We start from the raw sequence: 23,650 nt of genomic DNA on the forward strand, positions 1-23,650 counted from the left end.
GAGGGGTATTGGATGAATATGCAAATGAATCCGAAATTGAAACAGCTGCGACCGGGGAAAATAGTTAGCGGTGTTGCAGCGGTGCTCATTGTATTGTTGATTGGCGCGAACTCTTTTGTATCTGTGGAATATGGGCATGTAGGTTTGTACAAAACCTTTGGTAAATTAAATGACAATACGTTGTCACCTGGTATTCATTTTAAAGTTCCGTTTATTCAGACGGTGATTCAAGTCAATACGCAGGTAACGAAAGCGGAGACCGATACTTCAGCCTCTTCAAAAGATCTTCAGCCCGTATCCACACATGTAGCGGTGAACTATTCCGTAAATAAGGCTTCCGCCTTTAATCTGATGAACAATATCGGAGGTAATTTTGATAATGTGATTATCAATCCGGCCATTCAAGAAATCGTTAAAGAAGTGACAGCCAAATATCCAGCAGAGGATTTGATTACACGCCGTGATGTAGTGTCGAGTGAGATCAGTGAGCACTTAACCGCTAGGCTCGCAAAATATGATCTGATCGTCAACGATATTAACATTGTTAACTTTAAATTCTCTGAGGCGTTTAACCAGTCGATTGAAGCGAAGCAGGTCGCCCAGCAGCAGGCGCTGAAGGCCGAAAATGATCTCCGGCGAATTGAGATTGAAGCGAAGCAAAAGATCGCCCAGGCGCAAGCCGAAGCCGAATCTTTAAGACTTAAGAAGCAAGAGGTTACACCTGAGCTGGTGCAGCTGAAGCAAATAGAGGTTCAGGAGAAAGCGCTGGAAAAATGGAACGGCGTGCTGCCATCTGTAACAGGGGGAGCCACTCCATTTGTGGATGTTCAATCCCTGACTAAATAATTTATTATTGGATTTCTGATTTATTTCACAAATTGCTGTGCTGTGTTTGAGTTCTAGCTGTCTGCTTCAACATCTGCTCCTCTGATGGGAAAGCCCTACTTCTATAGAAGTAGGGCTTTTTATGCTATTAATATTGATAAAGCATTGTAGGAATTTGCCAACCAGCACCAACCGACCAGAAGAAGACATAATCGCCACGTTTGATTCGTCCGTCTTCGACTCCGCGTTGAAAGGCGATAAAAGGACTGCTTGTAGCCGTATACCCGAACTCGTCGCCTACATAGATGAATTTCTCATCAGTAAGTCCAAGACCCTCTTGGATGAGTTCGATATTTTTGAGAGAGAATTGTGAAAGGCAGAAGGCAGATATATCATCTGTAGTCAGGCCGTTTCTTGAGAGAAGCTCTTTCATGTCTGCAACCGCCGCATTTACACAAACTGTACCGTCAAAGGGTGTCCAGCGTATCCGAATTTGCTCAGGTGTAATGTCCTCGTGATAAATATTCGATAAACCGCAAGCAGGGAACATAATATTCTCAGATCCCTCAGAATCAGTGTAATAAAGGGAGTCAATGAAGCCTGATTGCTCGCTACTCCGTTCCAGAATGACAGCTGCTGCGGCATCTCCGAAGTTAGGGTAAGTAATTTCATCATCCGTATTGCAGTGCACTGAGCTATAGTCGCTTCCCACGACGAGTGCGTACCGGATACTAGGATTAGCTTGCATATAACGACTTGTCTGCTCTACAGCAGACACCATTCCTGCACAGTTGGCATTGGAATCTTGCGTAATGGTCCGATGTTTACCTTGTAGCATGCGGTGCAGCAGGAGTGCGTTGGTAGGATAGGTATATTCCGGTGTCTGTGAAGCGAACATGATCATATCCATATCTTCACCTTGTAAATTGGCTTCTTGTAGCGCTTTTTGGGCGGCCTTGAGTCCCATCGTTAGGGCATTTTCATCCTTATCGTTTACGATGTATCTCCGGTCACGACCCATGACTTCTAGGAATCGCTTAATGTCCTTGCCCATACTCTGGAAATGCTCCAGATAATAATCATTAGATACGACATGTTCCGGATGGTAATAAGCGGCTTGGCGGATGGTTATATGTCCCAAATGAAACCTCCTATGCTTCAATAATTTCGTAATTTTCTAATTTCGTTGCCCGGGCTACTCGGCTTAGCTGCATTTTTAGGACAGGGCTTTTGGCAATAATGAAGGTTACTTTTTTAAATCCTGATTCTTTATACAGTATGTAGCATTGCTCAAGCATAGGAAGAGTGTCGGGCGAGGATACGTTTAATGTCTTGCAATCTAAAATGATCTCATATTGTGCTGGGTCAAATGTACTTACGATTTGGTTGTACTCCTGAATGAAGCGCCCGGCGTCCTCGGTTGACATAGAACCTTCTACTTGTACATTCAATTTTTGGACTGCAGCGTTTGAGGTGAAATTAAAGTTTCCCATTTTAAATCGATCTCCTCCTAAATATGATGAAAGAAAAATTTAAATAAATAGGCTAAAAAACCCATTTATATAGATATTATCGTATTTTTTAATGGGAAAGTTTAGGGGGATTATCCTTTATATTTTAAAAAATACAAGAAGGTATAAAATTAACTTGAAAAGATAATTTAGTAAATAATGACCTTCTCTAAGTGTATTTATATGAGTTAATCGAGGTTAGGGTGGGTCTGATCGTCCAGTCGACTTTGCAAAGCAGAGTTCTATTGGTATGATTACAGAGATGAAAAAAATTCACTATCCAAATCATGGAGGAATGACAAAAATGAGCGAAATTACACTATCGCGGATCATTGATCATACACTGCTTAAAGCTGATGCACGGAAAGAAGATATCGTTAAATTGGCAGAGGAAGCAAAAGCATATAAGTTTGCTTCAGTCTGCGTAAACCCTGCTTGGGTAGCTACTGCCCATGAAGTGTTGAAGGATACGCCTGAAGTTAAAGTCTGCACAGTTATCGGCTTCCCGCTCGGATCCTCGACAACAGAGACCAAAGCATTTGAGACTACCAATGCTATCGCTAATGGTGCAGGTGAAGTGGATATGGTCATCAATATCGGAGCGCTGAAAGATGGTAACAATGAGTTGGTTAAACGTGATATTGCAGCAGTTGTAGACGCAGCTCGCGGCAAAGCACTGACTAAGGTCATTATCGAGACCTGTTTATTAACGGAAGAAGAAAAGGTTCGTGCCTGCAAGCTTTCTGTTGAAGCTGGAGCAGACTTCGTAAAAACATCCACAGGATTCTCTACAGGTGGGGCAACGAAGGAAGATATCGCGCTGATGCGTGCAACGGTTGGACCTAATGTGGGTGTGAAGGCTTCCGGTGGTGTTCGTAGTGCAGAAGATGCACATGTAATGGTACAAGCTGGTGCAAGCCGTATTGGTACCAGCGGTGGTGTAGCTATTGCTAAGGGTGAAACAAGCCAAAGCAATTACTAAAAGAAGATAAGTAAAATGGTAGCGGTGAGATGAGGTGGATAAGCTTTATCCGCCGCTATTCTATTTTTTATTGCGTAGATGTTCTGTGTCAGGTACATATGGTTATACACGTTTCTTCGGCTTGAAAATTTTTATTGAAAGCGTTATCTGATATTCATCGGACATGCTTTCCTTCGAATAAATCAAAATATAATAATTCGCACCGGAATAATGAGATTTTTTTCTTTTCAAATGATGTCGTTTATGAGAGAATGGGTACAATTATTATTTGTTAAAGATTTCTATTCTTATTTATAAAGGGAGGAAATACCTATGTCAGAAGACCGTAAGCTGTCATTTGAAACTTTGACTGTTCATGCAGGCCAGGAAATTGATCCAACTACTTTCGCACGTGCTGTACCGCTTTATCAGACCACGTCTTATGGATTCCGTGATGCTGATCATGCAGCGGATCTGTTTGCGCTCAAAGAATTCGGTAATATTTACACTCGGCTGATGAATCCGACTACAGATGTATTTGAACAGCGTTTGGCAGCACTAGAAGGTGGAGCAGGTGCACTTGCTACAGCTTCCGGGGCAGCGGCTATTTCTTTCTCCATTCTAAATATTGCGGGCGCTGGGGATGAAATTGTATCTGCGGCAAGCCTATACGGTGGAACTTATAATCTTTTTTCTACAACGCTGCCTAAGCTTGGCATTAAGGTGCATTTTGTGGATTCGGATAATCCAGAGAACTTCCGTGCTGCGATTAATGATAAAACCAAAGCTTTGTATGCAGAAACTATTGGTAACCCACAGGGGAATGTACTAGATATTGAAGCCGTTGCAGCGATCGCACACGAACATGGAATTCCTCTTATTGTGGATAATACGTTCCCAAGCCCATATTTACTGCGTCCGATTGAGCATGGAGCTGACATCGTTGTTCATTCGGCAACTAAATTCATCGGCGGGCATGGTACATCTATCGGTGGAATTATTGTGGACGGTGGTAAGTTTGATTGGAAGGCAAGCGGTAAGTTCCCAGGACTTACAGAGCCTGATCCAAGTTATCATGGCGTTGTTTATACGGAAGCTGTTGGACCGATTGCTTATATTATCAAAGCCCGCGTTCAATTACTTCGCGATTTAGGTGCTTCTATTTCACCATTTAACTCTTGGATGCTGTTGCAAGGGCTCGAGACACTCCATTTGCGGATGGAACGTCACAGCCAGAATGCACTAAAGGTTGCGCAATATTTGGAGGCACACGCAGATGTAGAATGGGTAAGTTATTCTGGACTTCCTACTCATCCATCTCATGAATTAGCGCAAAAGTATTTACCTAAAGGTCAAGGCGCGATCCTTACCTTCGGTATTAAAGGTGGAAGTGCTGCGGGACGCAAGCTGATTGAAAATGTGAAGCTGTTTTCGCATTTGGCGAATGTCGGTGACTCCAAGTCATTGATTATCCACCCTGCAAGCACAACACATGCACAGCTGTCGGATGAAGAGCAAACCACAGCGGGAGTAACTCCGGAATTGCTTCGCTTATCGATTGGTACGGAATCTATTGATGATATTATTTATGATCTGGAACAGGCCATTGCCGCCAGTCAACAATAGAACAATGAAGTTCAAGGAAGGCATCTGCTGCTATGCGGCGATGCCTTTTTTTGTGATTTAATAAGGCTAATTATTCATATGATTTGGCAACGCTTGCATATTTCATGGGAGGTTCCCGTATTTATAAGTGTGGTAATAAGATGTCGGTGGCATGATGTTTATTTACTAGGCGTACCGGCAGCAATCCAAAGATAAAGGGTGGGTGCGAAGATGAAGGGTGAACGTCAGCAGGATGGTTTTCGGAGTAGTGAAGAGCGCCCGTTCAAGTTCATGTATAAGGCCGGTGATCGGGCTGTTGGGATGGAAATGAGTCAAGCCGGATCCGTTGCCTCCGCTGCCGCAGAATTTATCACCGGAGTAGAGCAGAAGGATGTCGTAGAACCTTTGAACCGTTCTTATTTTAAGCGCCCTGGAGAACAGTCGGCTTTCTTAGTGCTGCGTGAAGGACGAGAAGAACGTGAAGAGCGCCCTACTACAAGAGAAGGAACAAGATCCGTTCAAGCTGGACCTTGTCTGATACGAAGTGAGGAATGGCTGCTTGAACCTGAATTGTTCTGTCTTTATGAGAACTGGTTATCCAGTGAAGATGAGCTGCAGGCTAATCGAATGCTGCAGCGGATTTATTATCGATTGCAGGCAGCGATTACAGCGCTGCTGGAATCGCCGGATGGTGAATGGGCAGCCATCACCCTGCTGCATCCAGAGGAGCTTGCGGCGCAGCCCGCAAAGCTCACCACGCTTCAGGACGCGCAGCTCGAAGCGCTTTTTACTGCGGTGGCGGAGAGCCAGCGTCAAGGCGGCGATTGCCGCCTTGACCTGCTGGTCGCCTACACCGCAAGCGGAGCCGAATTCGCCGCAAAGCGCGAATTCATCGAGGTCGTGGCCGATCAGACACTCGGCCACGCTTATGCGGCGGCGTGCCGCATCGGGGCGCTGATCGCGCCCGATGTGGAGCCCTCCGCCGCCGCGGAAATCGCGCGCATCGCCGATTTCCTAGTGCTCGACGGCGCGGCGAGCGAGCTCGCGCCGGAAGGGGCCGCCGCAGAGGGCTTCACCCTGGCGGCGGGGGAGATCCTTGCCGCCGTGCGGAGCGTGAAGCCCTCTGCGGTAGTTCTCGCCGCGGGGACTCCGGCGGCGTCGGCTTTGGCCGATCTGTATCAGATCGGCCTCAGCGGGATCTTTTGCAGCGCAGGTCAGCGGACCGAAGCGCTGCTTAGAGCAGCCTGTCTGATCTGGATCGCCAGGCAGCAGGAAACACTGGATACTGCCGCCGGTGGAAGGCAGTAGGACAACAACGAAGCGGCTGTCACATAAGCCGCTTTCTCTTCTAAATAAGACGATCCGTTTCATTTAGAATCGATAAAAAGACAAAAGAGCAGTGATTCTGCTGTTATTGGAGAATCACTGCTCTTCGTTATTGAATGATCACTGTAATTTATGGTTGGGAGCTCTTCTTCAACAGAGCTTTTAGATAAAATTCGCCACTAAACGGGCAGCTAACACATATTCTGAAATAAATGGCGTTTAGCTGAATAGATAGGCTTTACTTTTTAATTCCTGGTGGTATGATTAAAATATAAGTTGCACTAAGGAAATATAGTTGTACTATTGCAACAATGATTATCATTCTCACTACCTATAGTTATCAATCATGCTGTCCCGGCTAAGCCGGGGCAGCATGTGTCATTTTAGGGGTCTTAATAATGGCTCTCATTCTCACTTGGCAGAAGCAAAACTCCACAAAACAGAGCGTATGCTCACGAACTAAGTTTTGTTTCGAAGAAAAACCAATGAAGTTAGGCTCCACAAAACAAAGCGTATGCTCACGAAGCAAGTTTTATTTCGAAGAGAAACCAATGAAGTTATCCTACAAAACTCTTAAGGACGGCGATTATTATGCAAGCAACATCAAAACATTTACCCAAGCAGTCATCTATCTCTGGCAGCATGAAGAAGCCAGGGGCTCCAAAGCGCCGGTTCGATCCGCGTGCCATGCTCAGCAATTCTGAAATGCAGGCTGCTCTGGGCAGCGGACTGCTTATGCTTTTCGCTTGGTCAGTTGGTGGATGGTCAGAAATTCTTTCCATAGCACTCTATGTCATTTCTTATACGATTGGTGGCTGGAACAAGGCAAAAGAAGGCGTAGAAACGCTCGTCAAAGAACGAGATCTCGATGTGAACCTATTAATGATTGCAGCCGCACTAGGCGCAGCTTCCATTGGATACTGGAATGAAGGTGCTATGCTTATTTTCATTTTTGCACTCAGTGGAGCATTAGAGAGTTATACGATGGAACGTAGTAAAAAGGATATTTCCTCGCTGATGGCACTCAAACCGGCTACGGCTATTCGCATTGAAAAAGGAAGTATGAATGAGGTTAATATCGACCAGTTGGTGATCGGAGATCTGCTGCTTGTGCGCCCGGGAGATTTAATTCCGGCAGACGGCAAGGTATATCGGGGGGAATCGGCAGTAGATCAGGCTTCCATTACGGGAGAATCGGTTCCTGTAGAGAAATGTGCCGGTAGCGAGGTTTTTGCAGGCACTGTGAATGGAGAAGGCCCCCTTTATATTGAGGTAACGAAAGCAGCTGAGAACACCCTTTTTGCTAAAATTATCAAAATGGTAGAAGAGGCAGAGACGGAAGTTCCTAACTCCCAGCGTTTTATTAAAAGACTAGAAGCCATCTATGCACGGGTTGTCGTAGCCTCCACAGTGGCACTGATTATCCTTCCACCGTTTTTGCTGGACTGGAGCTGGAGCGCAACCTTCTATAAAGCGATGGTCTTTCTAGTAGTAGCATCACCTTGCGCTCTGGTCTCTTCCATTATGCCAGCGATGCTGTCAGCCATCTCCAAAAGTGCGCGAAAAGGGGTTCTGTTTAAAGGCGGGGTCCATCTGGAAAATATGGCACGCACAACGGTTGTGGCATTCGATAAGACAGGGACGCTTACAGAGGGAACTCCTCAGGTAACTGATTTTATTGCAGGTGAAGGCTACAGTCGGCAAGAGTTGCTAACGGTTAGCGCATCCATTGAGCATATGTCCCGTCATCCACTGGCGGAAGCGATTGTGCGTAAAGCAGAAGAGGAAGGTTTAGCGCTACAGGGAGTAGAAGACAGTAAAACCATCACAGGTTGGGGAATTGAAGGTCAAATCGACGGACATCTCTGGAGAATCGGAAAGTCTAATTTGCTCGATGAGCTGACTCCATCTGCTATGAATCCTGAACTAGAGCATTGGAAACTTAAGCGGCAGCAGTTGGCTGAAGAAGGGAAGACCGTCTCCATCATTCTGGACGGTGAGCAAATTGCCGGAATGATTGCTTTACAGGATACGGTTCGCCCACAAGCAGAAGCCGCAGTGCGTAAGCTGCAGGAGCTTGGGATTAAGGTGGCAATGCTTACCGGTGACCGTGACGCTACAGCTCAGGTTATTGCAGGTACAACTGGAGTGGATATGGTATTTGCCGATCTATTACCGGAGGATAAAGTGAAGCATATCAAAGCACTACGTGAAAAGTATGGTCACGTTGTTATGGTTGGTGATGGTGTGAATGATGCACCTGCTTTGGCGACAGCAACCGTAGGCATGGGGATGGGTATGAAAGGAAGCGGCGCAGCACTTGAAATAGCCGATGTAGTGCTTATGAATGATAATATAGAAGAGATCGCTTCAACCATATCATTGGCGCGTCGTTCGCAGCGTATTGTGAAGCAAAATATGATTTTTGCTGTGACTGTGATTGCAGTGCTTATGATCAGCAACTTTGTGCAAGGGATCGCACTTCCTTTTGGCGTGATAGGGCATGAAGGCAGTACGATATTAGTGATTCTAAATGGACTAAGATTATTGCGATAATATTTTTTAAAATTAAATTGTTCACAAAATAGTTTCGGAACTTGGGAGTCTGGCATATTGACATATTTGCTTTCAGTTATCATAATTAACACTACATTATAATTATTTTAAATAAGAAGCGACGTCATTGCCGTTTAGCTCAAGGAGGACATAGATATGTATAAATCAATAATTGTTGGTACTGGACCGGCAGGATTAACCGCCGCTATCTATTTGGCTCGTGCCAATTTGAACCCACTAGTAATCGAAGGACCTCAACCCGGTGGACAATTAACCACAACTACAGAAGTGGAGAATTTCCCTGGATTTCCTGAAGGAATCATGGGCCCTGACTTGATGGATAATATGCGTAAACAAGCTGAACGTTTTGGTGCAGAATTCCGTACGGGCTGGGTGAACAGTGTAGAACTTGGAGAGCGCCCTTTTAAGCTGAATGTTGAAGGAATGGGTGTTCTTACTACAGATACATTGATCATTTCCACAGGCGCTACAGCAAAATACCTCGGTATCCCAGGGGAGCAAGATAACGTAGGACGCGGTGTGAGCACCTGCGCAACCTGTGACGGATTTTTCTTCCGTAATAAAGAGATCGTGGTTGTTGGTGGCGGAGATTCCGCACTTGAGGAAGCAGGTTTCTTGACTCGTTTTGCTTCCAAAGTGACTTTGGTGCACCGTCGTGGAGAATTGCGTGCTTCGAAGATCATGCAGGATCGTGTACGCGCTAATGTTAAAGTAGACTGGAACTTGAACCGTACTCCTCTGGAAGTGACTTCGAGCGAAAGAGGCGTCAATGGACTAAAAGTGCTTAACAATGAGACTGGTGAAGAAGAAATCATCGAAGCAAGCGGCGTGTTTGTTGCGATTGGCCACCACCCTAATACCTCTTTCTTAGGTGGACAGATCACAACCAATGCGGATGGCTATATCATGACGAACCCAGGCACTTCCGAAACTAATATCCCAGGTGTGTTCGCATGTGGTGATGTACAGGATACTCGTTACAGACAAGCGATTACTGCAGCAGGTAGTGGATGTATGGCAGCTATGGATGCTGAGAAATATATCGAAAGCTTAGAGCACAGTGCAGTTATTCTATAATTTGGTTTGAAAAACCCTCATTGCTACAATTGATATCATCACTGTATTTCTTTTATAGGAGGTCATACCATGGAGAATGTAATTGTATATACCTCAACAAATTGCCCGCATTGCCGTCAGGTGAAGAGTTTTTTAAGCGAAAAAGGCGTATCCTACGAAGAACGCAATGTCGAGCAGAACGATGATTTTGCGCAGCAAGTATGGGACATGGGAGTGAGGGCTATTCCTGTAACTGTAATCGGTGAGCATAAAATTGTTGGCATGAACAAAACTCAGTTCGACAAAGCACTCGCGACTGTTTAAAAATATAAGAATTTATATGCTGCACAACTATAATATCCTTATATTTCTACGAAGAACCGATGTCGTCTTAATAGGACGATAAAGTCGTTTCTTCTTGTTAAATAAGATTTGCGTAAGGAAATTGTAATGGGCCGCTTCCGATTAGGAGGCGGTCTTTTTTGAAATATAAGAAAGTATAAAATATCTGCGAGCTTTAGCATACAAAAAATAGTCTGACGCATCTGTGCGCAGACTATTTTTATGAAAGTAGATCTAGAAGTAGAGTTTAGGTTTGAGTGAAAGATGTAATGAGCTGAAATAGTACGTATACAGCAGCGCCGCTGCCAATAAGAATAAATCCTGATTTCTTTTTAGCTTGAAAAAAACGGAGCACGCCGAGGCTGATCAAAGGGGCAATAATGAGCAGAAAAAGCAACACAGTGATGAACATCTGTGCCGAGATATCAGACGTATCAACATAGGTCATGGACTCGCTCTCCATTTCAAAAAAGGGGTTGTAGTGATAAATGTCACACTAGCTTGACCTTTATTATATAGGATTTCTGTTCTTTTTACTGCACTTTTGATTCACTCAAATGCGTCAATTTTACGTCAATTATTTCAAAATATAAGAATGTATATGTTCCACGCTATAAATTATTCTTATATTTCTCACATAAACGCTTCGCTTACCGTTATGGATTATAGGGTCACCCGAATATCGCCCAGGAAATGCATAACAGCAGAGAAACCTGCGCCGATCATCGTTCCACGGCTGCCGAGCTTAGAGAATGTAATTTCGAGTTGCTGCTTATGGTAAGGAAGAGTACGCTCAGCTACAACCCGGCGCAGCGGTTCGCCTAGCCATTCTTCAGCCTCAGACAATGCCCCACCGATCACAATAAGCTCTGGATTGAAGCTATTGATTAGATTGGTCACCCCGATACCGAGATATTCACCCATCGTTGAGAAGTGATGCAGGGCGTCTTCTTGCCCGCCGGCTGCAAAGCGAACCAGCTCTGGCGTAGTATGGGCAGGGAGGGAGAGATCGGGATTATCATAAGTTTTCTCAGAGGCATATAACTCCCAACAACCACGACTCCCGCAACTGCAAGGCTTGCCTTGTGCTTCAATCGTCATATGTCCGGTTTCGCCGGCATATCCTCTTGCACCCTTGTACAGCTCCCCACCAATAATAATTCCAGATCCAATCCCTGATCCCGCACTGATGTAAAGGAGATGCCTTACCTCTCGTGCCGCTCCAAAGTTGAGTTCACCCTGTGCACCCGCGTTCGCTTCGTTATCAATGGTGACAGGAACGGAAAATTCAGCTTCGAGTATCGCTCGCAGCTCGACCATTTCCCAGCCAAGGTTGGGAGCGAAGAGTACAACACCATTTTCATCCACCATCCCGGGGACACCTACTCCGATGCCGACGATGCCGTAAGGGGATTCTGGAGCGTTGATAATACAGCCTGAGATAAGTTTTTTCATTTGTTCCAGAACGTAAGGGAAATCATGGTTTTCTAAAGAGAAATCGCTTTCGTAAAGAATGCCCCCGCTCAGATCACATAAGACCGCTGTTAGCTGCTTTACCCGTAATTCTATGCCGATTACACTACCAGCCATCGTGTTAAAATGCAGCATTAACGGTTTGCGGCCACCGCTTGATTCCCCAGGTCCGACTTCAGTTACCAATTCTTGCGTGCACAGCTCGGCTACCAAATTGGACACAGTAGCTTTATTCAGTCCGGTCATCTCTGAGACCTTCGCGCGCGAGAGTGGAGAGTGTCTTCGAATGGTATGTAGTACAATCGATTTATTTATTTTTTTGACCAGCGCTTGGTCTCCAGTAACCTTCACAAATCACACATCCTTCTTAAATTATAAGAAAGTATAAGCTTCACGGTATACTTTCTCTTTATAATTCTCGCATAAACGCTTACCGTCCTTAAAAGGACGCTAAAGGCGTTTTAGCTTGGCATAGTTCCCATTTGTTGTATGCCACTTAGTCTAGAGTGATGTGCTGCAAATTGCAATACGTAGCGTCCAGAGGAAATTTTCCAACAGGGATCTCCTATATTTGGGAAGAGGAGAGAGGAGGCTAGACAGGGTCCCAAAAAATGGACAAAAAAAACTTATCAAAACTTTGTTTAACCAATATACAAAGTCCGAAAGATGTGTTAAGATGATCCTGTAAACGCTTGCGGGCGAAGCACAAATTGAGGAGGATTACACAATGGCTTATTTTGAGACAGTGAACAAAATCTCTTACGAGGGAAGCCGTTCCACCAACCCTTTCGCATTTAAATTTTACAATCCTAAAGAAGTCGTAGCCGGCAAAACTATGGAAGAACATCTGAAATTTGCAATGGCTTATTGGCATACATTAACTGCTGGCGGTTCTGATCCGTTTGGCGCTGAAACAGCAATTCGCAGCTGGAACAAATTGAACGGTCTGGACAAAGCTAAGGCTCGCGCTGAAGCAGCATTTGAATTTATGGACAAGATGGATCTCCCTTACTTCTGCTTCCATGATGTAGACATCGCACCAGAAGGCGCATCTTTGCGTGAATTCTACAGCAACATCGACACCATCGTTGATATCCTTGAACAAGGCATGAAGACTTCCGGCAAGAAATTGCTGTGGAATACAGCTAATATGTTCACTAACCCACGTTATATGCACGGTGCAGGTTCTACACCTAACGCTGATGTTTTCGCACATGCAGCAGCACAAGTGAAGAAAGGTCTGGAAGTTGGTAAACGTCTGGGCGCTAGCAACTATGTATTCTGGGGCGGTCGTGAGGGTTACGAAGAATTGCTGAATACAGATATGGGTCTTGAACAAGACAACATTGCTCGTCTGTTCAGCATGGCTGTAGATTACGCTAAGGAAATCGGCTTTGACGGTCAATTCCTGATCGAGCCTAAACCAAAAGAGCCTACGAAACATCAATATGATTTCGATGCAGCAACAACGATCTCTTTCTTACAAAAATACAACCTCGACAAGCACTTCAAGCTGAACCTTGAAGCTAACCATGCTACGCTTGCAGGTCATACTTTTGAACATGAGCTTCGTGTAGCTCGTATCAACGGCATGCTCGGATCGCTTGATGCTAACCAAGGTGATACATTGCTCGGATGGGATACAGATGAATTCCCAGTTAACATCTACGATGCAACACTTACACTGTATGAAGTACTCAAGAATGATGGTCTTGGCAAAGGCGGAATCAACTTTGACTCTAAAGTACGTCGTCCTTCCTTTGAGCCTGAGGATCTGTTCCTAGCACATATCGCTGGTATGGATACTTATGCAAAAGGCTTGAAGGTAGCTGCTAAATTGATCGAAGATCGCGTATTCGAAGATTTCGTTGAAAAACGTTACAGCAGCTTCAATGAAGGCGTTGGTGCGGACATCGTATCCGGCAAAGCAACTCTGGCTTCCTTGGCTGAATATGCTTTGAACAATGAGAACCCACGCCCTAACCAATCCGGACGCCAAGAATACCTGAGAGCTACCCTTAACCAATACATCTTGGCTGAGTAGTCTTTACAGGGAGCTTGAAGCTTAGGCTTTGAATCCAGTTTGAACAAATGCAACGGGGGTTGCTGAAGAGAGCATTCTTCGGCAGCCCCCTTTTTGTACAAAGATATTCTAGAAATGCTCATAAATCTAAGTGGATGCTTACGAAGCGAGTTTTATTCGAAGTAGTTCAATGAAGCCTATGCTCATAAAACTAAGCAGGATGCTTTCGAAGTAAGTTTTATTGCGAAGAGAATCAAGTAGCTAAGCTCCATAAAACTTTTAGGAGGTAAAAAATGAAATACGTTATAGGTGTAGATTTGGGCACTAGCGCAGTGAAGACTGTTCTAGTGGACCCACAGGGCAAGGTGGCTTTTGAGCATTCCGAGTCCTACCCGCTAAGCAGACCGCAGCCGAACTGGAGCGAACAAAATCCTGAGGACTGGGTAAAAGGCACGCTGGTCAGTCTTCGTCGTTTGATTGAAGTATCGGGCATAGATCCATCACAAGTTGATGGTCTTAGCTTCTCCGGGCAAATGCACGGATTGGTACTAGTGGATAAGGAAGGGCAAGTGCTTCGTCCGGCCATTCTTTGGAATGATACTCGTACTACTGCACAGTGCAGAAGAATAGAGAAGACGCTCGGAGCAAAGCTTATTGAGGTTGCTAGAAACCGTGCACTGGAAGGCTTCACACTTCCTAAAATTCTATGGGTACAAGAGAATGAACCTGAGGTATTATCACAAGCGTATCAGTTCCTGTTGCCAAAAGACTATGTGCGTCTCCGGTTGACCGGTGATTATGCGATGGATTATTCCGATGCTGCAGGAACGCTTCTATTAGATGTAGGTTCTAAAACGTGGAGTGCTGAAATTGCTGAAGCTTTTGAACTGCCGCTTTCCCTTTGTCCTAGACTGGTAGAGTCCTTTGAACAGACAGGAACGTTATTGTCGGATATTGCGGAAGCATCAGGTCTTTTATCATCAACAAAGGTATTTGCTGGTGGTGCGGATAATGCATGCGGGGCTCTTGGAGCAGGTGTCCTTGGTGAAGGCCGGACGATGTGCAGTATTGGTACATCTGGTGTAGTTCTTTCCTATGAGAGCAACAAAGACTTGAATCTCGAAGGCAAAGTCCATTTCTTCAACCATGGTGAAAAAGATGCCTACTATATCATGGGCGTTACTCTAGCGGCTGGTCATAGCCTTACATGGTTCAAAGAAACCTTTGCGGCAGACAAAAGCTTTGATGAATTGCTAAGTGGAGTAGCTTCCATTCCAGCGGGTAGCGGCGGACTGCTCTTTACACCTTATATCGTAGGGGAACGTACACCACATCCAGATGCGAATATTCGCGGAAGCTTTATTGGTATGGATTCTGGGCATACGTTGACTCATTTTACACGTTCCGTATTAGAGGGCATCACCTTTTCGCTACGTGAATCTATTGAGATTGTACGTGATTCAGGTAAAGAGATTACAGAAATCATTGCGATCGGTGGCGGGGCTAAAAATGAGGCATGGCTCCAGATGCAAGCAGATATTTTCAATGCATCCATCGTGAAGCTTGAAAGTGAGCAAGGTCCGGCTATGGGAGCAGCGATGTTGGCAGCTTACGGTAGCGGTTGGTTCACATCACTTAGTGCATGTGCAGAAGCTTTCATCCGACCTGCGGATGTATATAAACCAGATCCGAAGCAAGCGGCAATCTATGACGGCTTATTTAACCTCTATCAGGAAGTCTACGATCAGACCCGTGAACTGAATAACAAGCTGGCAGCGTACCGCCAATAATTAAGGACGCCGAAGGGTTTATGCTTGATATGTCTGATAAAAAAGGTCTTTCGCATATGGCGAAGGACCTTTTTATGACCATCTCGTTTATTGATCTAAGGATAGGCTGTATTCGAAGTTGTTGCCGTTCCTATTTTTCTTCTGTAAAGTATGGGGTATCTCCAGGGCAGCGTTAAACTCTGCATGAGATAGTGAAGGTTTCGGGGGGCGGAAGGCCATGTTCCAATGGATTGTTAAGCTGTTGAATGACATCAAAATCCGCAATAAGCTGTTGCTTGCTTTTTTACTCACTACGTTACTTCCGGTATTACTGGTAGGAGGTTACCTTACGTTTGAGATGAGGACCATGGCGTTTCAGAGCGCACTGGAACAAGCTTCAATTAACGTAGATCGGGTAAAGAAAAGAACAGAAGAAGTCATCGGTGTATCTCAAGATATCGCATATCGCTTGAGCAATGATGCACGGTTGAAGAGACTTGCCATACGTCAGTATGTTAGCACTTATGATGTGGTGGAAGCTTACCGCGATTATTCGGATATGCGTGAGTATCTAAGGTTGTATAAAGATATATCCAACATTCGCTTATACACTGACAACGCTACGCTGCTTAACAACTGGGAGCTGATCAATCCTTCACCTGAGATTAAGGAGAGCCAGTGGTATCAGAGAGCACAGCGGTACGATAGTCTTGTCGGTTGGGAATATATCGAAGATGAGCGTGATAAGCGGAATTATTTAAGTCTTGTCCGCAAAATCGAGCTGGAGGGCTCCAGTAAGATCGGTGTACTCGTTATTAATGTGAACAGTCAGCAGCTTGCATCCATTCTAAGCCAGGAATCTTTTGATACCATGATCGTCGATGATCAAGACAATATCATTGCAGCGAACCGGAAAGATCGGACAGGTAAAAAGCTGGTGGATGTTTCTTTTGACACGAAGCTCTTGGGTCAGGGAAGTGGAAGCTATGAAGCAGTAGTAGATGGCGAAGCTTCCAAAATTGTGATCGAGGAGCTTAAACCACAAGCCAGCCGAAATGCACTACGAATTATATCTGTTTTTTCGATTGAAAGTATAGTTAAAGAACCCAATCAAGTGATTAAGCTTTCGATTACTGTGGTTGCGATAAGTGTTCTATTGGCCTTTTTAATTATATATAGCTTCTCCTCGTTGTTTTCACGACGATTGCTGCATTTAAGCAGACATATTAACCGAGTCAGTACTGGGGATTTTGATACGACATTAAAGATTGATGGCAAGGATGAAATCGCCCTGTTAGCTCGTCAATTCAATTCCATGGTACGCAGCATTAATGATTTGATGTATGAGGTACAGGAATCCAATGCTCAGAATAGTCTGCTGGAACAGAAACAAAATGATATACGATTCAAAATGCTGGCCAGCCAGATTAACCCGCATTTCTTATTCAATGCACTAGAAGCGATTCGGATGGAAGCTCACATGAAGGGGCAAGTGGAAATTGCCCGTGTGGTACGTCTTCTAGGTAAAATGATGCGCAGTAACCTGGAGGTAGGCCGAAGTAAAATTTTGCTTAGTCAGGAATTAGAAGTGGTACGTTGTTACTTGGATATTCAGCAATTCCGTTATGAGGAGAGGTTGAAATATCAATTTACTGTAGACCCTGCCGTTGAATCTCTTTATATGCCCCCGCTTCTTATTCAGCCACTTGTTGAGAACGCAGTAATCCACGGACTGGATAATAAGATGGAAGGTGCATTTGTGACGGTGGAAGTTGTACAAGTTGGGGATCATGCTAAATTTACGATTACAGATAACGGAGTAGGAATATCTCCAATTCAGCTGGAGGAATTACTGAACACGCTTGAGCGTAAGGAAGAGCGTGAAGGTGAGCGAATTGGACTTCGTAATGTACATGACCGGCTAAAACTATCCTACGGCGCAGAATATGGGCTAACGATTGAAAGTAGACCTAATGTAGGAACGATTATTTTCTTCTGCATACCAATGGAGGACAACAATCTATGATAAAAGTGATGATTGTCGATGATGAGCCGAAGCTACGGGAAGGACTTCGAAGTCTGATCCCATGGGAGAAGCTCGGTTATACGGTGGTAGCTACAGCAGCTAATGGCTTGCAAGCACTTGAAAAGTATCATACCTTCTACCCGGAGCTGATCGTTGCTGATATTCGTATGCCTGGAATGGATGGTCTGGAAATGATTAGTGAGCTTCGTAAAGAAGGCTCAGAAAGTCATGTACTCATTTTGAGTGGACATGCTGATTTTGAATATGCTAAGCGGGCAATTGGTTATCGGATCGACGGCTATTTGCTGAAGCCAGTGGATGAGGATGAGATGATCGTATGTCTGGAACAGCTACATGAAACAATCGAGCAGGAGCAGCGGTTCAGTGACTGGAATGAGGAGGAGCCCGCTCGCAATAGGGAAACTTTACTCCGAGCGCTTCTACAGCCAACCTCAGAGGAAGAACTGGAGGAGGACCTTAGCAGACATGTGGATGCGCTAGGACTCGATCAGGGAAATTATGAAGTCATTCTCATTGAGTTAAGAAAAACAGCTGGTGCAAATGATGAGGATCTCCGGGGAATCAAAACAGTAATGGAACAGCATTTTAGTAATCATCCTAATGCATCATTCTTTACATTGTCACAGTATTTGGGCATTCTCATGAAGGATCCGGATCAGAGCGCGAGCAAGCGGGAAGAATTATATAAGGGATTATCTGCAGTGATAGAACCAAAGGGTTACGACTTCATTGCAGTAGCGGGGGGAGTAGTACCTCGACCTGAAATGGTGGGAGAATCGTTTAATTCAGCACGTGAGCTGTTAAGACGTTCCTTCTTCTTCAAGAAGGGGATCATCATCAGTACAGATCCTTCAGGATTTCTGATGGAGATGAAGGAGAAGACTGAAGAGGATCAGGAGACGGAGAGTCGTCTGCTGCTTGCAGTAGAAACCGGAAGTCTGAGCGCGATTCGACCGATAGTGCTAACTATCTGTGCTGAACTTGTATCTGCGGGCAGCGACGAATTGCGAATTAAAGAGACCTTTGTGAGACTCCTTAGTACTGTCCTGGCCCGTCTGGAGCCTACGTATCCGGAAATTCGCACCTATGCAGCAGAGCATTCCCCTCCAATAGGGGAGCTTTATCAAAGTTATTATTTGTCTGATTTGCAGGATCAGGCTGTCTCATTTCTCGAAGAAATTGCGGGTCAGATGACCAGTGGGCGTGGAAATGAAATTAAGAAGATCACAGAAATAATCAACCGTCGCTACAATGAGAACCTAAAGCTGGAGACCTTATCCGAGTTATTCTGCTACAACAGCGCTTACCTCGGTAAAATGTTCAAGAACACCACAGGAGAATACTTCAATACGTACGTGGATAAAGTCCGGATTGAGAAGGCTAAGGAATTTCTGACGCAAGGGATGAAAGTATACGAGGTGGCCGAGAAGGTAGGGTATATGAACCCCGATTATTTCAACGCTAAGTTCCGTAAATATGTAGGAATCTCACCAACTTCTTATCGTAAAAGTATTTAAGGTTGGTGTGGTGTTCTTGTTTGATATACCTGCGGCTGTGGATCAGATGTTTTTCTGAACCACAGCCCGCAGGTCTTTTTTTTCTACTCCCACCAATTGTACGTGGTGAAGTATTAATGCAGTTAAATAGACACCTGCTTAAGCTTATGCGGGTGAAGGGTTAATGCAGTTTCTTTTGATTTTCGGTTCAATAAAATCTGCTGGGAAAGGAGTTAAGAGGAATTTTTGAAACTGTAGAAGCGTTGAAATCTTCTAATTTTAAATTGGTGACTGGTAGAAGAACGAAGAGGAATATTTGGAACTGTAGAAGCGGAGCGTTCGCCTTTATCCTCGGATTTCTACCGCGAGAAGCGGTTCAAATCAGGAAATCTGAGGATAACAGCGATCGGAAGTCCGAATATTCCGCGTAGTGGCTGGTTACCAGAAGCCTAGTTAGAAATTTCGAAGAACCAGCGATCAAAAGTTCGAACATTCCTCGTAGTGACTAATATCCAGCAAGCAAAGTGTTTTTAGGAGTCCAATTCAAAGAATAATGCAGACGCCAGCAGCATTAGCCCCCCTGTGTCGATGAGCCGAAATGAGAATTCACCCCGGACAAAAATCTCTAATTTTCACCTGATTTTAAGTCGAATTTATAGGGTACTGCAATCGCTTACAAAGTTTTAGAATTAAGGCATAGAGAGGAGGGGCTTTATGAAAGCGGACACAGTAACTGCTCAAATCCCGCCGGACACCCGAATGCGCAACAAAAAGCCTGCTTCAGGAGGACGGTTTTGGAGAAGCTTTAAGAATCAAAAGTATTTGTGGATGATGTCGATACCTTTTGTAATCTGGGCATTCGTCTTCAGTTATCTCCCATTATGGGGCTGGACGATGGCTTTTCAAAAGTACAAGCCCGCACGTGGCTTTTTTGAACAAGAATGGGTAGGTTTTGAACACTTTAAGACACTGTTCAGTGACTCGCAATTTCTTCTGGCGCTGCGTAACACGCTGGCGATGAGCGGAATGGGCTTGGTCGCAGGCTTTATCTTTCCGATAACGTTTGCAATATTGCTCAATGAATTGCGTCTTGGATTTTTTAAACGTTTTGCTCAGACCGTCTCGTATTTGCCTCACTTTGTATCATGGGTGGTTGCAGCGGGAATTGTAACTAAAATGTTATCTAGCGAAAATGGTCTTGTAAACGATCTCTTGTTAACAATTGGATTTATAGACTCGCCTATCCAGTTCATGGCTCAGGGCCATCTCTTCTGGGGAATCGTTACTTTATCAGATGTGTGGAAAGAAACCGGATGGAATGCGATCATCTACCTTGCAGCCATCTCGGGTATTGGACCTGAACTGTACGAAGCGGCTCGAGTGGACGGTGCCAGCAGGCTCCGCCAGGTATGGCATATTACTCTTCCTGGTATCCGGCCGACCATTACAGTGCTACTCATTATGTCGATTGGTAATTTGCTGAATATCGGCTTTGAGAAACAATTCTTGCTTGGAAATAACCTCGTTACCGACTACTCTCAGGTGCTGGATCTGTACTCTCTGAAATACGGACTAGGCATGGCGAGATATTCCTACGGTACCGCGATCAATATATTCAACTCAGTGATCAGTGTAATCCTGCTGTTTACGATTAATGGAATCTTCAAGCGTACAACTAAAGAGAGCCTTCTGTAACACAGAAGGCCCTTCTACCAATCGTGGCTGCAATATTGCCCTTTTCATGAAAGGAGAGCGTTACAGTGGGAAACACAGCTATCACCGGAAAGTCGTGGTCAGACCGGATCTTTGACTTCATAGTGTACTTTGTAATACTGTTCGTGGTTGTAATCACGATCTATCCGTTTCTGAATGTGCTTGCTATCTCGCTGAATGATTCAGTGGATAGTGTGCGCGGCGGTATCACCATTTATCCTCGGGAATTTACCTGGGACAATTACTTGAAAATCTTCAGTTTCGCAGGGCTGATCACCGGGTTTAAAATATCCGCTTTGCGGACAGTCGTCGGTACTTTGTTCGGTCTGATCAGTGCCTCGATGCTAGCATTTACGATCAGTCGTCCTGATTTTGCAGGCCGCAAGTTCGTCTCCACATTCTTGGCGATGACCATGTATATCTCTGGAGGAATGATTCCAATATACATGCTGATCAAGGATCTGCACATGATGAACAGCTTTGCAGTCTATGTATTACCTGGACTGGTTAGTGCCTTTAACGTCTTCGTCATCCGCTCCTTCATTGACGGACTGCCGTATGCACTGCAGGAATCGGCGAAGCTGGATGGAGCGAATGATTTTACCATTTACTGGCGTGTCATCCTGCCGCTGATGAAGCCGGCCCTAGCAACAATCGCACTGTTCCTAGCGGTAGGTCAATGGAATGCATGGTTTGATACGTATTTGTATAATGGTTCAAGCCCTCATCTGACAACATTGCAATATGAACTGATGAAGGTTCTGCAGAGTACAACCAGTGGTAATGGTGGCGATTACCGCTCAAACATTGCTTCTCTAGCTTCGAATCAGGTCTCGCCAGAGTCTATCAAGATGGCGATTACGATTGTCGTAACCGTGCCAATTTTGTTGGTGTATCCGTTCATTCAGAAATATTTTGTTCAAGGTATGACACTTGGCGCTGTGAAGAGCTAATCACAGCTAATAGGGGAGCATAGTCTCCCCTAAGCTTTAAGAGTGTTTTGTATCCGTTTTCTTTTTTTGTGGGAAGTTTTGGGATAAGTATTAACAGGATTTATCTGTGATACGATAGATAAACAATTTTAAGGAGGGTTTATGTAATGGGGAATAATAGAAAAATAAAAGCTAAAGCAACGGCACTTACACTTACTTCTATTATGATGCTCGGCATGCTCGCAGGTTGTGGTGGAAACAACGGCAATAATGCAGCTGGAGATGCAGCTGGAAATGCAACAAATAAGGGGAATGCGGCTAATTCGGCCAATGCGGTTGAGGATACTTCTCCGCTCACGATGACTTTCTTCAGTGCTGACCCTAACCCGAACTGGACAGGCATGCAAGATGAAGTAGGTAAAGTGATTACGGAAAAAACAGGAGTTACCTTGAATGCTGAATACGCGGTTGGTGACCCTGCTCAGAAAGTAGCGTTGATCGCAGCAAGCGGTGATTATCCGGATCTGATCAGTGCCAAGACCGACGTAAGCAAGCTGGTGGATGCAGGCGCAATGCTTGATCTGACAGATCTGATTGAAAAATATGCTCCGAACATCAAAAAAGTATTAGGCGAAGAAGGCATGAAACGCTCACGCTACAGTGACGATGACCACGCGATCTATGCTATTCCTACGTATGCAGGTGTGGATAACAAATACTTTGATGCTGGCGGCGGATTTGAACTACAACACCGTGCTGTTAAAGAAGCGGGATATCCTGCAATTAAAACTGTCCAAGATTATGAGAACGTAATCAAGGCTTACCTGGAAAAACATCCAACTGATGAAAATGGTAACAAAAACATCGGTCTGACCCTAAATGCAGATGATTGGTACATGTACATTACAGTAACTAACCCAGCATTCACTACTACAGGCTCTCCTGATGATGGAGAATATGCAATTGATATCGACACACAAGAAGTAACTTATCACTTCCGTCGTCCTGCCGAGAAAGAATATTTCCGCTGGCTCAACCATATGAACGATATCGGATTGCTTGACCCGGAAAGCTTCGTTCAAAAGTATGATCAGTACAAAGCTAAAATCGCTACCGGCCGTGTTATTGGTTTGATCGACCAAGACTGGGGTTATGGCGATGGAGAAAGAGCATTGAAAGCTGAAGGTAAGCTGGATCAAGGATACGGACACTATCCAGTAACCCTGTCTGAAGAGTACAAAGAAACTTCCTTCTGGCCTACAGGCTTTATGGGTGGTAACGGCATTGGGATCAGTGTAGATGCTAAAGATCCGGTACGTGCAATTAAATTCTTGGACTACTTAGCTTCCGATGAAGGTCAAGTATTGGTTAACTGGGGTATCGAAGGCAAGCATTACAACGTAGTTGACGGCAAACGCGTCATTCCTGAAGATGTGAACAACCGTAAATATAATGACACTACCAATTTCCAAAAAGAAACAGGACTTGGCAATGTCGGATCAAACTATGCTCTGCTTAGCGCTCACTATGGTGACGGCGTATTGGATCCAACTGGAAACTACTATACAACTCGTTTCCCTGAGCAAGTAACTGTAGGCTACAATGCAGTTGAAAAAGAAACACTTGCTGCTTATAAAGCAACAACTTGGAAAGACCTCTTCCCAAATGAAGATGAATTTAAAGTTAAACCTTGGGGCGCGGCATGGAACATCACGATTCCTGGGGATAGCGAAATTGTCGTTCTCGACAACAAGCTGAAGGATATCAGTTGGAAACGGATTCCTGAAGCCATCTTGTCCAAACCAGCTGATTTCGACAAAGTTTGGGATGCTTACATGGCTGAACTCGATAAAGCTGGTGTAACAAAAGCTGAAGATTTACGTGAAGAGCTGGTTAAACAACGCGTGAAACTTTGGAATGAGTAATTATTGAATTAAGGTTAATAAAATAAAAGCATGAAGATGGCGGGAAGTCCGAACGAAAGTCCGGGCTTC

General features: G+C 44.7%; 18 protein-coding genes. 14 read left to right on the plus strand and 4 right to left on the minus strand.

Annotation, left to right across the window (positions count from 1 at the left end):
• The first annotated feature begins 12 nt into the window (after nucleotides 1–12).
• Nucleotides 13–846, plus strand: coding sequence for a prohibitin family protein (locus MKX35_RS07185; protein ID WP_042191910.1), 834 nt, complete (start codon nucleotides 13–15; stop codon nucleotides 844–846).
• A gap of 127 nt (nucleotides 847–973) precedes the next feature.
• On the opposite strand, the gene MKX35_RS07190 is transcribed toward MKX35_RS07185, so the two are convergent.
• The gene (locus MKX35_RS07190; RefSeq protein ID WP_076285496.1) at nucleotides 974–1,966 is read right to left on the minus strand and encodes a ketoacyl-ACP synthase III; all 993 of its coding nucleotides are present in this window, start codon (nucleotides 1,964–1,966) and stop codon (nucleotides 974–976) included.
• Nucleotides 1,967–1,976: 10 nt separating this feature from the next.
• On the minus strand, nucleotides 1,977–2,318 hold the full coding sequence (locus MKX35_RS07195; RefSeq protein ID WP_076300673.1) for a hypothetical protein: 342 nt from the start codon (nucleotides 2,316–2,318) through the stop codon (nucleotides 1,977–1,979).
• 322 nt (nucleotides 2,319–2,640) lie between these two features.
• Between MKX35_RS07195 and deoC the strand changes: the two genes are divergently transcribed.
• The 6 genes from deoC to MKX35_RS07225 all read left to right on the plus strand — a co-directional run bounded on the left by deoC (nucleotide 2,641) and on the right by MKX35_RS07225 (nucleotide 10,185).
• A complete protein-coding gene (gene deoC, locus MKX35_RS07200) occupies nucleotides 2,641–3,318 on the plus strand; it encodes a deoxyribose-phosphate aldolase (RefSeq protein ID WP_143759565.1) in 678 nt (225 codons plus the stop codon).
• Nucleotides 3,319–3,630: 312 nt separating this feature from the next.
• Nucleotides 3,631–4,923, plus strand: a complete 1,293-nt coding sequence (locus tag MKX35_RS07205; protein WP_042131076.1) for a homocysteine synthase — start codon at nucleotides 3,631–3,633, stop codon at nucleotides 4,921–4,923.
• A gap of 210 nt (nucleotides 4,924–5,133) precedes the next feature.
• Nucleotides 5,134–6,210: a hypothetical protein gene (locus MKX35_RS07210; RefSeq protein ID WP_076300672.1), complete on the plus strand. Its 1,077-nt coding sequence runs from the start codon at nucleotides 5,134–5,136 to the stop codon at nucleotides 6,208–6,210.
• Between the two features lie 609 nt (nucleotides 6,211–6,819).
• Nucleotides 6,820–8,784 (plus strand): heavy metal translocating P-type ATPase, encoded by a 1,965-nt coding sequence (locus tag MKX35_RS07215; protein ID WP_081383054.1) that lies wholly within the window; start codon nucleotides 6,820–6,822, stop codon nucleotides 8,782–8,784.
• 156 nt (nucleotides 8,785–8,940) lie between these two features.
• Complete coding sequence (gene trxB / locus MKX35_RS07220; RefSeq protein ID WP_042191901.1) at nucleotides 8,941–9,882, plus strand: thioredoxin-disulfide reductase; 942 nt, start codon at nucleotides 8,941–8,943, stop codon at nucleotides 9,880–9,882.
• 69 nt (nucleotides 9,883–9,951) lie between these two features.
• A complete protein-coding gene (locus MKX35_RS07225) occupies nucleotides 9,952–10,185 on the plus strand; it encodes a glutaredoxin family protein (protein ID WP_042191899.1) in 234 nt (77 codons plus the stop codon).
• Nucleotides 10,186–10,450: 265 nt separating this feature from the next.
• Here MKX35_RS07225 and MKX35_RS07230 read toward each other — a convergent pair whose 3' ends face one another.
• Nucleotides 10,451–10,651: a hypothetical protein gene (locus tag MKX35_RS07230; RefSeq protein WP_042191897.1), complete on the minus strand. Its 201-nt coding sequence runs from the start codon at nucleotides 10,649–10,651 to the stop codon at nucleotides 10,451–10,453.
• Between the two features lie 215 nt (nucleotides 10,652–10,866).
• Nucleotides 10,867–12,027 carry an ROK family transcriptional regulator gene (locus tag MKX35_RS07235; RefSeq protein ID WP_076300671.1) on the minus strand — a complete coding sequence of 387 codons (1,161 nt, stop codon included), beginning with the start codon at nucleotides 12,025–12,027 and terminating at the stop codon, nucleotides 10,867–10,869.
• Nucleotides 12,028–12,403: 376 nt separating this feature from the next.
• On the opposite strand from MKX35_RS07235, the gene xylA reads away from it, so the two are divergent.
• From xylA to MKX35_RS07270, 7 genes are all read left to right on the plus strand, one after another.
• Nucleotides 12,404–13,720 (plus strand): xylose isomerase, encoded by a 1,317-nt coding sequence (xylA, locus tag MKX35_RS07240; RefSeq protein ID WP_042131068.1) that lies wholly within the window; start codon nucleotides 12,404–12,406, stop codon nucleotides 13,718–13,720.
• A 272-nt stretch (nucleotides 13,721–13,992) separates the two neighbouring features.
• Nucleotides 13,993–15,489: a xylulokinase gene (gene xylB / locus MKX35_RS07245; protein ID WP_076300670.1), complete on the plus strand. Its 1,497-nt coding sequence runs from the start codon at nucleotides 13,993–13,995 to the stop codon at nucleotides 15,487–15,489.
• A 217-nt stretch (nucleotides 15,490–15,706) separates the two neighbouring features.
• On the plus strand, nucleotides 15,707–17,494 hold the full coding sequence (locus tag MKX35_RS07250; RefSeq protein ID WP_076300669.1) for a sensor histidine kinase: 1,788 nt from the start codon (nucleotides 15,707–15,709) through the stop codon (nucleotides 17,492–17,494).
• Complete coding sequence (locus tag MKX35_RS07255) at nucleotides 17,491–19,032, plus strand: response regulator transcription factor (RefSeq protein ID WP_076300668.1); 1,542 nt, start codon at nucleotides 17,491–17,493, stop codon at nucleotides 19,030–19,032. The genes MKX35_RS07250 and MKX35_RS07255 overlap by 4 nt, the downstream gene beginning before the upstream one ends.
• Nucleotides 19,033–19,770: 738 nt before the next feature.
• Nucleotides 19,771–20,706 carry an ABC transporter permease gene (locus MKX35_RS07260; protein WP_256716397.1) on the plus strand — a complete coding sequence of 312 codons (936 nt, stop codon included), beginning with the start codon at nucleotides 19,771–19,773 and terminating at the stop codon, nucleotides 20,704–20,706.
• Nucleotides 20,707–20,771: 65 nt separating this feature from the next.
• Complete coding sequence (locus tag MKX35_RS07265; RefSeq protein ID WP_042191881.1) at nucleotides 20,772–21,677, plus strand: carbohydrate ABC transporter permease; 906 nt, start codon at nucleotides 20,772–20,774, stop codon at nucleotides 21,675–21,677.
• Nucleotides 21,678–21,823: 146 nt separating this feature from the next.
• Nucleotides 21,824–23,581, plus strand: coding sequence for an ABC transporter substrate-binding protein (locus MKX35_RS07270; protein ID WP_076285489.1), 1,758 nt, complete (start codon nucleotides 21,824–21,826; stop codon nucleotides 23,579–23,581).
• The last annotated feature ends 69 nt before the right edge of the window (nucleotides 23,582–23,650 follow it).

The organism is Paenibacillus sp. FSL R5-0923 (assembly GCF_038009145.1).
Taxonomy (GTDB): Bacteria; Bacillota; Bacilli; order Paenibacillales; family Paenibacillaceae; genus Paenibacillus_AQ.

Coding starts and splice junctions, on each gene's coding strand:
- MKX35_RS07185 (WP_042191910.1), top strand. CDS start 13: ATGAATATGCAAATGAATCCGAAATTGAAACAGCTGCGACCGGGGAAA.
- MKX35_RS07195 (WP_076300673.1), bottom strand. CDS start 2,318: ATGGGAAACTTTAATTTCACCTCAAACGCTGCAGTCCAAAAATTGAAT.
- deoC (WP_143759565.1), top strand. CDS start 2,641: ATGAGCGAAATTACACTATCGCGGATCATTGATCATACACTGCTTAAA.
- MKX35_RS07205 (WP_042131076.1), top strand. CDS start 3,631: ATGTCAGAAGACCGTAAGCTGTCATTTGAAACTTTGACTGTTCATGCA.
- MKX35_RS07210 (WP_076300672.1), top strand. CDS start 5,134: ATGAAGGGTGAACGTCAGCAGGATGGTTTTCGGAGTAGTGAAGAGCGC.
- MKX35_RS07215 (WP_081383054.1), top strand. CDS start 6,820: ATGCAAGCAACATCAAAACATTTACCCAAGCAGTCATCTATCTCTGGC.
- trxB (WP_042191901.1), top strand. CDS start 8,941: ATGTATAAATCAATAATTGTTGGTACTGGACCGGCAGGATTAACCGCC.
- MKX35_RS07225 (WP_042191899.1), top strand. CDS start 9,952: ATGGAGAATGTAATTGTATATACCTCAACAAATTGCCCGCATTGCCGT.
- MKX35_RS07230 (WP_042191897.1), bottom strand. CDS start 10,651: ATGACCTATGTTGATACGTCTGATATCTCGGCACAGATGTTCATCACT.
- xylA (WP_042131068.1), top strand. CDS start 12,404: ATGGCTTATTTTGAGACAGTGAACAAAATCTCTTACGAGGGAAGCCGT.
- xylB (WP_076300670.1), top strand. CDS start 13,993: ATGAAATACGTTATAGGTGTAGATTTGGGCACTAGCGCAGTGAAGACT.
- MKX35_RS07250 (WP_076300669.1), top strand. CDS start 15,707: ATGTTCCAATGGATTGTTAAGCTGTTGAATGACATCAAAATCCGCAAT.
- MKX35_RS07255 (WP_076300668.1), top strand. CDS start 17,491: ATGATAAAAGTGATGATTGTCGATGATGAGCCGAAGCTACGGGAAGGA.
- MKX35_RS07260 (WP_256716397.1), top strand. CDS start 19,771: ATGCGCAACAAAAAGCCTGCTTCAGGAGGACGGTTTTGGAGAAGCTTT.
- MKX35_RS07270 (WP_076285489.1), top strand. CDS start 21,824: ATGGGGAATAATAGAAAAATAAAAGCTAAAGCAACGGCACTTACACTT.